This window comes from Hydrocoleum sp. CS-953 (assembly GCF_002260545.1).
Taxonomy (GTDB): Bacteria; Cyanobacteriota; Cyanobacteriia; order Cyanobacteriales; family Microcoleaceae; genus Trichodesmium.
This window is the reverse complement of the sequence record NZ_LGSU01001497.1, coordinates 16,460-27,693: the sequence shown is the minus strand read 5'-3', so window position 1 is coordinate 27,693 and position 11,234 is coordinate 16,460. Positions and strand designations below refer to the sequence as shown.

Here is an 11,234-nt window from a genome sequence, read left to right as displayed (position 1 = left end):
CTTTTCCCCAAATTTTTATCGACGTGTCCCCAATTCTCATAAATAATCGATTATTTATTTGACGCCTGAAACAGCCCTGCCCTTTGAAAAGGGGGAATTCTCCCCTCTCCTGTAAGGAGAGGGGTTGGGGGAGAGGTCTTCCCTCGTTGTTCGCTCCTAAGTTTTATATAGAATCCGATTGAACACTCTAGTAGAGTGTGTTTCCCTCCGCGAGATGTTTGCGGAGCATTCCGTAAGAAAAAAGCGGAACAAAGTGGAACGTAACCCATCATTTTTGATTTTGCTGGTGCATTAGTGATAGCGTAATGCACCCTACTGGACTATTGTACAATAGTTAAATTAATTATCACCCACTGAATAATCAGGCGATCGCTACCTTGCTAGTTTCCGAGCCTTACTATTGTACAATAGTTAAATTAATTATCACCCACTGAATCATCAGGCGATCGCTACCTTGCCAGTTTCCGAGCCTTACTATTGTACAATAGTTAAATTAATTATCACCCACTGAATAATCAGGCGATCGCTACCTTCTCAGTTTCCGAGCCTTACTATTGTACAATAGTTAAATTAATTATCACCCACTGAATAATCAGGCGATCGCTACCTTGCCAGTTTCCGAGCCTTACTATTGTACAATAGTTAAATTAATCAGGACTTACGCAGAACCACCTTATGTGGTAGGGGCGAATGGCATTCGCCCTCTGCGGATAGCGTATTGTCTAAGAATTTGCGTAAGTCCTGTTAATCATCAATAGTGAGATAGAAAACTAGAGATTTATACAACTCTTTCATTATCAATTACCCATTATCAGCCGATCGCTCTTTTCATTTGGTTTATCGTTATTTGATGATAAGTTGGATTAATGGAGGTGAAGTTCCTCCGGTTTCTGATTTTTAACTGAGGATGATATCTATGCTGAGTTGCTCAAAAATAGTTGAACTTGATAAAAGTAGGTTGGGTAGAACGACAGTGAAACCCAACAACACCTTTGCGTTTTGGGTTGATGTTGGGTTTCGTTACCTCAACTCAAGGTACAAATACTAACGTGATGACCAGACTCTGATAGTATTGTCGCTACCACCACTAACAATATTCTGCCCGTCTGGGCTTATGGCTACAGACTCAACCGAATTGCTATGACCAGTAAGGGTGGCTTTCAGACTGGCTGTTGCCATATCCCAGATTTTAATAGTATTGTCACGACTACCACTAACAATAGTCTGCCCGTCTGGGCTTATGGCTACAGACTCAACCGAATTGCTATGACCAGTAAAGGTAGCTTTCAGATTCCCTGTTGCTAAATCCCAGATTTTAATAGTATTGTCACGACTACCACTAACAATAGTTTGTCCGTCTGGGCTTATGGCTACAGACCCAACCGAGTCGCGATGACCAGTAAGGGTAGCTTTCAGATTCTCTGTTTCTAAATCCAGCACTTTGATAGTATTGTCCCAACCATCACTAACAATGGTCTGATTGTCTGGACTTATGGCTAAAGAGTTACCCCAGCCGCTACCAGTAAGGGTAGCTTTAAGTTTGCCTGTTGCCAAATCCCATACTTTGATAGTACCGCCTACTAAAATACCAACACGACTAAGAATAGTCTGTCCGTCTAGACTTATGGCTACAGAGTTAACCCATAAGGGATGAACAGAAAGGGTAGCTTTCAGATTCCCTGTTGCTAAATCCCAGATTTTAATAGTATTATGAATACCACTAACAATAGTCTGTCCGTCTGGGCTTATAGCTACAGAGTTAACCGACTGGATATGACCAGAAAAGGTGGCTTTCAGATTCCCTGTTGCTAAATCCCACACTTTAACAGTATCAGCACCACTAACAATAGTCTGTCCGTCTGGACTTATGGCTACAGAGTTGACGGTTTTGGTATGACCATTAAGAGTGCGAACTAAAGTAAAATTAGTAGCGGGGGAAATAGGGTCACCAGTTAGTTTAGGTTTCTGGGGTGGAGATGGAGTAGGATTATGAACTGTTACTTTTGGAAATAGTCTTGGGAACCACTTTTCAAAAAGGCTGGTTCCATCATTAAGAAGACCAACAATAACACCAATCATAGTTATTGTTGCCCCTATTATTGATAACAACCTAATATTTGCAGGTCGTGAAGAAGAGTCTGGGGATGGTCTGGTCATTAGTAGTTTTGATTTTATTAATTAAAAAATAATTTGATTATAGAGCGATCGCTTTTGGGAAATTTTCAACTGCGATGCAGCCCAGAAATTTCTTTCTTAGGGGATGACAAAGATGGCTCTTAATTTAAAATAGCCATTAATTTCAAACATGACCTACTTTGCCTAATTATATTCTCTTACTTCTAGCGATCTTTATGATCAGGACTTATGCTATGCAGTCCGGAAATTTATTTCTGGGTAGATGACAAAGATGGCTCGCCAAAGATTAAAATTCTTGGCTAATAGCTGAAGTCATATTTCAGATGACTCTTGGCGTTTATGCCATCTCTAATTATAGATACAAGACATTTACTCCCTATTCCCTATTCCCTAACAAAATAAATCAAGAAAAATCCCATCGCACCTACCCCCAAAAACATACCAGGTTCGGGCAAACTAACATTATCCAACAAATTATTCGGCTCCGTCAACACCTCTTTACCATCCTCAACTTGACGCTGAAAACCATCTCCCCCTACTTCCCCACCTTTAAAAGCTTCCCGTTGTTCATCATTAACCAAAACTATCATCGAAGAATAGGGAGTAACTATATTGTAGGATTTAGCGATCGCTTTCCTTTATAGAACCCATTTGGTATCTTTTCAGATTCAGGCGTAGGTTAAGTTGTTCCCGTTAGGGTTGCGCAGCATGGAAGGTTTGCGGAGCATTTCTAACGGAAAAACCCAACATTAGTAGGCTTTGTTTGGTTTCACTGTCGTTTAACCCAACCTACATCTATTGCTACTTACTTTTGACTTTTGACTTTTGAATTTTGAATTCTCCGTTTTTGACTTACCCATAACCCTATTCCCATTACTACCATTCCCAATATCATACCAGGTTCGGGTACACTTGCTGCATCTAATGGGTTATTAGGATCTGTTAACTGCTCCTTGCCATCCTCAACTTTGCGGTTAAAACGGTCTGCTGCTGCTTCTGCACGTTTGAGTGCTTCCCGTTGTTCGTCATTAACTAAAACGATCATTGAAGAATAAGGCGTAACAATTTTATAGGTCTTGGCGATCGCGTGAATAGCATCTAACTCATCTAGAGTATCCAAGTTCATTTTTTTACTCAACCCCAAAACTAACTGTTGAGCTGCCAGAGGAGCAAAACTATCCTCTATTGTTTCCCCACCAGATTTTTTCTCCATAAACCAAGCATACCCATCTGCCACACTAACAACAGATTTTCCTAATTTTGATTTTGCCGTCACTTGTTGGAATACCTCAGTAACTTTTGTCGCCACACCACCCCCGCTTTGTTGCATCAACTTTAATGTTGCATCATCATAAGCAGGTGGCATCGCTCCCAAATGCAACATCCACAAAGGAGCAGATAAGTTCGGCATTTCTTGACTGTCATCCGAGAGTTCGTAACTACCCTCATCTGTCACCAATATCACCCCATTGTAACGAGTATCCTCTCGTAACTGGAGAAATTGTTCGAGCATTTCCTTATATTGGAGCGTACCGAAAAATGTAACTTCCTTAGCATCAAACTGACTAATATCATCAATGCGTTCCGGTGGAAAACCAACATCAGTCAGATATATATCTGCATCACCGTTGCCAAAACTCAGGTCTCCAAAACCATTTGCTACTAACCAGTCAATATTCTGTTTTAGTTCTTTTGTTTTAGTTCTCATGCTATAGGAAGTATCGACAACTACTGCAAAACGTTCGCTTTCTGGTAAAAATTTTTCTCGTGTTACTAACGGTTGAGCAGAAATTTGATATCCGTTGGCAAAATTTATCTGATGTTGTTGTGGAGTTGTTTGAGCAACTGCGGGAAGACTCGGTGGCAACCATGCTTCTCGATCGCCTCCGACAGACTTGCCGTTGTAAATTCGTTTTGTGTCTTTATTCCAATAAATGTTCCGTTTTTCTGTCAACTCCGGTAAAGCAAAACTATTATCTTTTGCCATTACTTGATAAGTTAACCACAAGTGCATTTGTGTTGGTTGGTCTGGGTTATTTTTTCGTTCCCTTACTGACAATTTTGCTGGAACAGGAAATGCTCGTAAACGATATTGCCGAGGTCCGACTTTTTCTAGCAGAGCAGGATCGACTGGACGTTCCCTTCTGACTTGAGAATTATAGACTTTTTGTGCTGCACCACGGGGGGAAACTTTAAAGGGAAAACGTTGGGCGCGGTTGTCCGTATCCCCTAACCAAATACCTGTAATAACTGCACTTTCTGGGAGGGTAAAATAATAGAGAATTTCTTGGGGTTCAAAGGTTTGATTTTCGTAAATTTCATATAATTCTATATCTGCCCAATCTCCATTTTCTGTAACATTAATTTCTTGGTTTTTCAGCCAGACTTTTTGTTCCCCAATATTTAATAATCCAGCTTTAACTTCATCTATATTAGCTGTTGACTGAAGAGCATTAAGAATAGTTTTTTGTTCTGCTTTTTGAATAGGGGTATCGAAAAAATCACTATAGAGTTTTGCTGCCTTTTCTTTATCTTTATCAGAACCTTTATATAAAAATGGTGAGACAAGATGATTGAAATAATCTTGTAATCCTTGATTAATTGATTCTGGTAAACCAAATGTGCTTCTGTACATAATCCGAATTTGGTTACTTCTGGCAGCCGTACTTAGATAACGATATGAGGATAAATAGGCATTAAGCAATCCATCTTTAATTAAATTAGAATTAGCTAAAAGTTCTTGGCGATCGCTATTATTTCTGACTGGTAAATCTAACATTTGAAAAGCTACAACTTGGGGTTGTTGCTGAAATGAAACAAACAGAATCATCCAGGCAATTATCACAGCAACAGCTCCTTGAAATGTACGTTGATGACCATTTTGAAAAGCAAACATTCTCAATATTCTTTGCCCAGAATGAACGTATAAACTTGCCAGAGCTGAAGGCATAAATACAAAGAAAGTTGTGCTTAAAGCCAATACAAATAAAGATAAGAGCAATGTAAAAGCATAGTTAGGAGCGTAAGTTAACTCAGAAATAATTCCTTGAAGCCAGTAAAATGAGAAAAATTCTTGTAACAAAATTACAGATACTGGCACAGCATAAAATAGCATTAATATTCCCACATATAAACCAGTTAATAACATCAGAGTGTGGGCAAATAATTGTAACCATGAGACTAACGGAATTCTCTTAACATAACCACATAACATTTCCAGAGAAAATGCGATAATACTAACTAATATTGTGCCTAAAATTAAAGTGCTGGCTTCGGTAAGTTCTCGCAGTACAAATAAACGTAACAAACATAATAAAAATAAAGGTGCTTCTACACCATAAAATAACCGGATTAATTGTAGAGGTTGTTTGCGAAAACGCCACCCACCAAAAATTGTACAAATAGTTGGAATTGCTATTATGCCGATGAAGGTAATCAAAAATTGATTGGGGATTAAACCAGAAAATGTAGCCTCAATTAAAGATGAGCCAATACTTGGTAANAAATAAACGTAACAAACATAATAAAAATAAAGGTGCTTCTACACCATAAAATAACCGGATTAATTGTAGAGGTTGTTTGCGAAAACGCCACCCACCAAAAATTGTACAAATAGTTGGAATTGCTATTATGCCGATGAAGGTAATCAAAAATTGATTGGGGATTAAACCAGAAAATGTAGCCTCAATTAAAGATGAGCCAATACTTGGTAAAATCCAGAAATAAACAATTCCTAAAAATGCCACATTCCAGACCCAAAATATACTGTAAAAAGTCAAATGCAAAAATGTTTTTGTTTTCATTAGAAAATTCCTTCAAACTATTGATATAGAAAAGTAAAAAAATCTAGTAGTTAACTGAGACATATTTAATTGTGTGTTATTTTTGATTATAAAATGCTTTTCACAATATAAATTTTAGCCGTCTTTTCATGTCGCGCTGCGTTTCATGTCGGCTCTTAGCCGAAAACCCACCCTACAAATTTTGCAATAGTCGGGGCAGGTTCAGCGTTAAATTAATGATATCAATATTTGATGAGATAAACCCGCCCCTATAGACCCACGGCCTATTTTATCTAAAAACTCAACCTATTCATTGTCATCAAGATCGATCCCTGCTTCTCGCAATAACTGTTCTAAACGTTTAGCGCGTTCTTCCGCTATTTCCTTAGCCTGACGTTCCTGTAGAAGTTGTTCCTCCGCAACAGTTGCCCGACTTTCTGCGTCCTCCAGTTGTTGCTGCACTTCAATATAATTTGTAAACGCTTGCCCATCAGGACGGTACAAAATTAAAGTTTCTTCTGTTACCTCAAATTTTATACCCAACCTTGGTGAAACCCAACCATTCATTTCATCAATTATTTCCAGCCAAGGTTCCGAACGTAACCATCCTGTCAAACTATTTTTTTGAGGATCATAAAGATAATATTCTTCTACTCCATAGCGGTCATAAAATAATAGTTTGCGATTCATTTCTTTAACTGTATTTCCTGGAGAAAGAATCTCGAATACTACCTGTGGGGAGACGTTATTTTCTTTCCATTGCTGATAAGAACCTCTGTCTCCTTTTGCCACTCCAAATACTACCATTACATCTGGAGCTTGTCGTAATTTATTATTTCCTTCTACTGGATACCAAAGTAAATCTCCAGCAACAAAAACTTCTGAATTATCGGCAAATAACCAAGCTAAATTATACTGAATTACAGTCATCCAACGAAATTGAATTGTATTATCTGCCATAGGTTGACCATCACTATCGGGATAAACAATTTCTGCATCAGTTTGGGACAAAGGAAGTGGTGTTACCATATTTTATTTCCTCAAAACCTCAGTATTTTAAGTATATAGTATTTCAGAAGGAAGAAGAAATGCAAGACCTAAGTATTCAGGTATTAGCAGTTAGCTTTTTGTTGATTATAATGTTTTCGGAACCATTTTAGTTACGTTAGAAGTAGTTACAGGATTCAACTTACCTGTACAACCATCTATCAGAAATTCACCAATACCAATAATACCATTAAGTGGANTATTTTATTTCCTCAAAACCTCAGTATTTTAAGTATATAGTATTTCAGAAGGAAGAAGAAATGCAAGACCTAAGTATTCAGGTATTAGCAGTTAGCTTTTTGTTGATTATAATGTACTAATAGCTTTTTAATTAATGAGCAAGATTAGATAATCTCCTTTAAAAGTAACTTTTTATGTTTGCTTAATATTTCAATTATCCTTCTTCTTTTAAAAAGAAAAAATTAATAGCTGACCGCTAAAAGCTGACGGCTAAATGCTTAATATAAGACACAGATGATTTGATAAATCAAGCTACATATAACTATTAAGAAATTTCGGAAAAATTAATTTAATTCTGTTATAAATAACCAAGAACGTAAACGTTGAAACCAAGATGACCTGACAGTAACCAGAATAATTCCCAAAGGGAAAAATAAAAATAGTCCCAGCATCTGCAATGCCAACATTCCCTTACTCATTGCCACTCCTAACAAACCATCTGCTACTCGCTGATACCAAACCCCTATGAATGCCAATAGTAAAAACCCCAATAAACCAAATTGTTTCCAGGAAACATTACCTACTCCAGTAAAAACAAACGGGCGACACAACCATTTTCCACTCACCACTAAAAACTGCTCCACTGTTGTCAAAGTTACTCCAGGCAATATTAATTCTAGGAAAACTAAGAATATAAATAACCAACTCACCTGTAATTCTACAGTGTAAGCAGGAATCAAAATTAATTTAACTGTGATGCTACAGTAATAGAACAGAAAAAACGGCCATAGCAATAGAAATTGAGGTAAACCCATAAGATAATTTGGCGTACTCAAAATTTCATTGACTCCACATAATAATGTCGGTAATAAAAACGCTCCTATAAACAACAAAATATACAAACAGACAACTCGCACAATAGCAGTAAATTTGTCAGGGCGACGCAAAGCGTAATTGCTACATAGTTGTAAAACATAGCAAAATACCAACATATTGCTAGCGCCTCTCGTGGGAGCAAGACCGTTTATTGCCATTAACCAAATAACTGTCATTTGTATTCCCAATAACCAGGTGACACGCTGTCGCCATAATAACTGCACTTTTAACTTAGCTACTTTTTGTATCTCACGAAAATATATATCTTCTGGCAAACTTTCTCCTCTCATTTCCTTTGTTTGTTTTCTGATTTTTTCATAAGGTCTGGTCAAGATGCAAACACCAGAAGCAATACCACCTATAAATGTTAATGCTATAGAAATGATTAAAGTAGGTGTGACTAATTTTAATTCTTTAGTGGGAGTTACATCTAAGCTACGTTGCGCCCAATTGACAACCTGCTTAATTAACTGTGGATCATAGGGTTCGATGATATGGTCAGCGGCGTTAGAAATGATCAATAGTCTAGCAGTACCATCGGTGAAATTCCCACAAATATTGTTACTATCGTTAATACAAACAGGATTTTTCTTCGCTGTCGCCTCTTGCAGTGTGACTCGCAAGTCTTGAGGAGGGTTAATTTGCTCGTAGAGACCAGCGCCCAAAAATAGATTTCGGGGAATGGTAGGGGTAGCGATGCCACTCATGCCTAAAATAATTGTTGAGCGCAATATTTCTTCTGTTTTCCCCAAAGCTAATGCTGTTGCACCTCCCATTGAATGACCGAGGATGCCAATTTTGTCTTGGTCAAAAATTTCTGGATGAGAGCGAATATAGGCAATAACTGTTTTAGCATCTGTCTGACTATTTTTTTCCAGGTTTTCTATAGATTTTTCAGCAGTTTTTAGTGGATAAGATTCGCCATAACCTCCGAAGTCGAAAGCGATCGCTGCTATTCCATGTCTGGCTAATTCTACTGCTAAGGATGCCATCATTTCTTTGCTATTGTTGACTCCGTGACATAGTAATATTACTGGGTGGGGTGTTGGTGTGGTGGGGGTATAGATGCGACTAACTAAATGTCGTTGGGAGTCGATTTCAATAGTTACAGATTTTGCTTCAATACCGATAGTCGGATTAAATATAACTGATAATATTAAACCTACTCCTAATAATAGCAAACTTAATAAAAATCTATAGGGATGCCTATTCATAAATCTTGGCCTTATTTTTAGTGGCTATTAATTATTATTCCCTGTTTTTACTGTTTTCTCAACAATTAAGTTATAATTTAATCACCAATATTTTTCAAGTTATGAATCAAGATTTACAAAATAAAGTATGTATTGTTACAGGTGCTAATTCTGGTGTTGGTTTAATGACTGCTGTTGGTCTGGCAAAAGCAGGGTGTCATGTAATTATTGCCTGCCGTTCTGTTATTAAAGCTGAGAAAGCTGTAGATTATATTCGTCAGAATAGTGGAAATCAAAATGTTGAATTTTTACCCCTTAATCTAGCTTCTTTAAATTCAGTAATTCAATTTGTTGATTTATTTTTAAGCAGAAAACTTTCCTTACATATTTTAGTTAATAATGCTGGTATTTTCAATCACAAAGGGACTACTCAAGAAGGTTTTGAATTAATTTGGGGAACTAATTATCTAGGTCATTTTCTTTTGACTTATCTTTTGTTGGAAAAACTCAAAAATTCCGGAGCTAGTAGAATTATTATGGTGGCTTCCGATCTGGCATTAAAACCAAAAGCTATTCCCTGGAATTTATTAGTTAAAAAAACACCCATTAATTTTTTAGAACTTTACTCTGTCTCTAAATTATGTCTATTACTTCTGACAACTGAACTCACAAGACAGCTAGAGAATACAAATGTAACTGTTAATGCAGTTCATCCAGGATTCGTACAATCTAATATTACGATTTGGCATCATTTGAGTAAATATTTAAGTTTAGGTATTTCTCCAGAAAAAGGTGCTAATAGTACATTGTTTTGTGCCCAGTCTCAACAACTAACAGATGTGACTGGAAAATTTTTCGACTCTCAAAGTCAGGAAATTCCTTTGCCAAAAATAGCAACAGATATTGACTTAGCCCAAACACTATGGAAAAAAAGTTTAATCTGGACTGGATGCCAGAAAAAAATAATTAATTCCACAACAAATTATGATAATTTTCTGGGAATTTCTGGTCCTTACTCTCTCAAATTAGATTCTACTGAACTTAGTCAAATTGCCCAAACAATTTTTCAAGAAGTCTTACCTAAACCTCCCAGTAAATTATTACTATTGAAGTTTTTTAGTTTTATATTGAAGTTCAAAATTGGTGCTGCTTTTCTATTATTAATCCAAATTTGGAAGCGAGAATTTAACATGGAAAGACATCTTGATTCCCCGGCAGTATGGAAATTATGTCAGGATGAGAATTTATTGGAAAAATTACAACAATATTTAGGAGAAAAATTAGTATTGTGGCGTTCTGAACTATGGGTAAATTATCCTGCAAAACAATTAATCCCGTTGTGGCATAGAGACTCTTATCCCAAATTACTTTCTGGAGTGGGTAAGACAATTAATGTTTATATTGCCTTAACTGAAGTCAATGAATTTAACGGCTTTGAGTTTATACCTAATACTCATATCGACAATAATTTATCTGTAAATATGACAGACCCTTTTAGTGGAAATGATTTTTTTAAAATTACAAATACATTAGCAGAAAAAACAATACCAGTTGTTCTCAAGCCTGGTGAATTTGTGATGTTTACAGATGAACTTGTTCATCGATCTATATGTAATACCAGTGGTCAAGTTAGACTCTCATTGACTTTACGAGTAACTCAACCTACGATTAATATTTTGCCTAATTATAATCCTAATTTTCAGGAGCCTGTATTCTTATAGTAATTATCATACTGCTAAGGTATAGCTGAACTCAGAAGTTAAATTATTCCTGTGACTAAATTTGAGAGCTTGATTGTGTTTTAATAGTGCAAAAAACTTGATTAGAGAGTGTTTTGCAAGAAAATATGAAGCTTGGAACCGATGGGATCTTCTATACTCCCTACTCCCTGCTCCCTACTTAATCAAAAAATTTTCATAATAATTAAGATTCCTACTGATGATATAGCAGGTAGTTCTCCATTTACAAATTTTTTTTACAAATTGGTAAATAGGGAAACTAATTTGTCACAATATAAATA

The 11,234-nt window shown here is 36.6% G+C and carries 6 protein-coding genes and 1 pseudogene; 1 reads left to right on the top strand and 6 read right to left on the bottom strand.

Annotated features, from left to right (window positions below; genetic code table 11):
• Positions 1-1,044: 1,044 nt before the first annotated feature.
• The 6 genes and pseudogenes from AFK68_RS33980 to AFK68_RS33955 form a co-directional block, all read right to left on the bottom strand.
• Positions 1,045-2,157 carry a WD40 repeat domain-containing protein gene (locus tag AFK68_RS33980; RefSeq protein WP_094678810.1) on the bottom strand — a complete coding sequence of 371 codons (1,113 nt, stop codon included), beginning with the start codon at positions 2,155-2,157 and terminating at the stop codon, positions 1,045-1,047.
• Positions 2,158-2,519: 362 nt separating this feature from the next.
• Positions 2,520-2,726 carry a hypothetical protein gene (locus AFK68_RS33975; RefSeq protein ID WP_094678809.1) on the bottom strand — a complete coding sequence of 69 codons (207 nt, stop codon included), beginning with the start codon at positions 2,724-2,726 and terminating at the stop codon, positions 2,520-2,522.
• A 215-nt stretch (positions 2,727-2,941) separates the two neighbouring features.
• Complete coding sequence (locus tag AFK68_RS33970; RefSeq protein WP_246844638.1) at positions 2,942-5,614, bottom strand: TIGR02921 family PEP-CTERM protein; 2,673 nt, start codon at positions 5,612-5,614, stop codon at positions 2,942-2,944.
• Positions 5,615-5,639: 25 nt separating this feature from the next.
• Positions 5,640-5,939: pseudogene (locus AFK68_RS33965) on the bottom strand (PEP-CTERM sorting domain-containing protein); the annotation flags it as partial.
• A gap of 285 nt (positions 5,940-6,224) precedes the next feature.
• On the bottom strand, positions 6,225-6,947 hold the full coding sequence (locus tag AFK68_RS33960) for a Uma2 family endonuclease (RefSeq protein WP_094678803.1): 723 nt from the start codon (positions 6,945-6,947) through the stop codon (positions 6,225-6,227).
• A gap of 542 nt (positions 6,948-7,489) precedes the next feature.
• Positions 7,490-9,235: an alpha/beta hydrolase gene (locus AFK68_RS33955; RefSeq protein WP_094678801.1), complete on the bottom strand. Its 1,746-nt coding sequence runs from the start codon at positions 9,233-9,235 to the stop codon at positions 7,490-7,492.
• A gap of 5 nt (positions 9,236-9,240) precedes the next feature.
• Here AFK68_RS33955 and AFK68_RS33950 point away from each other — a divergent pair, with 5 nt between their 5' ends.
• Positions 9,241-10,935, top strand: coding sequence for an SDR family NAD(P)-dependent oxidoreductase (locus AFK68_RS33950; RefSeq protein WP_246844637.1), 1,695 nt, complete (start codon positions 9,241-9,243; stop codon positions 10,933-10,935).
• Positions 10,936-11,234 lie beyond the last annotated feature (299 nt).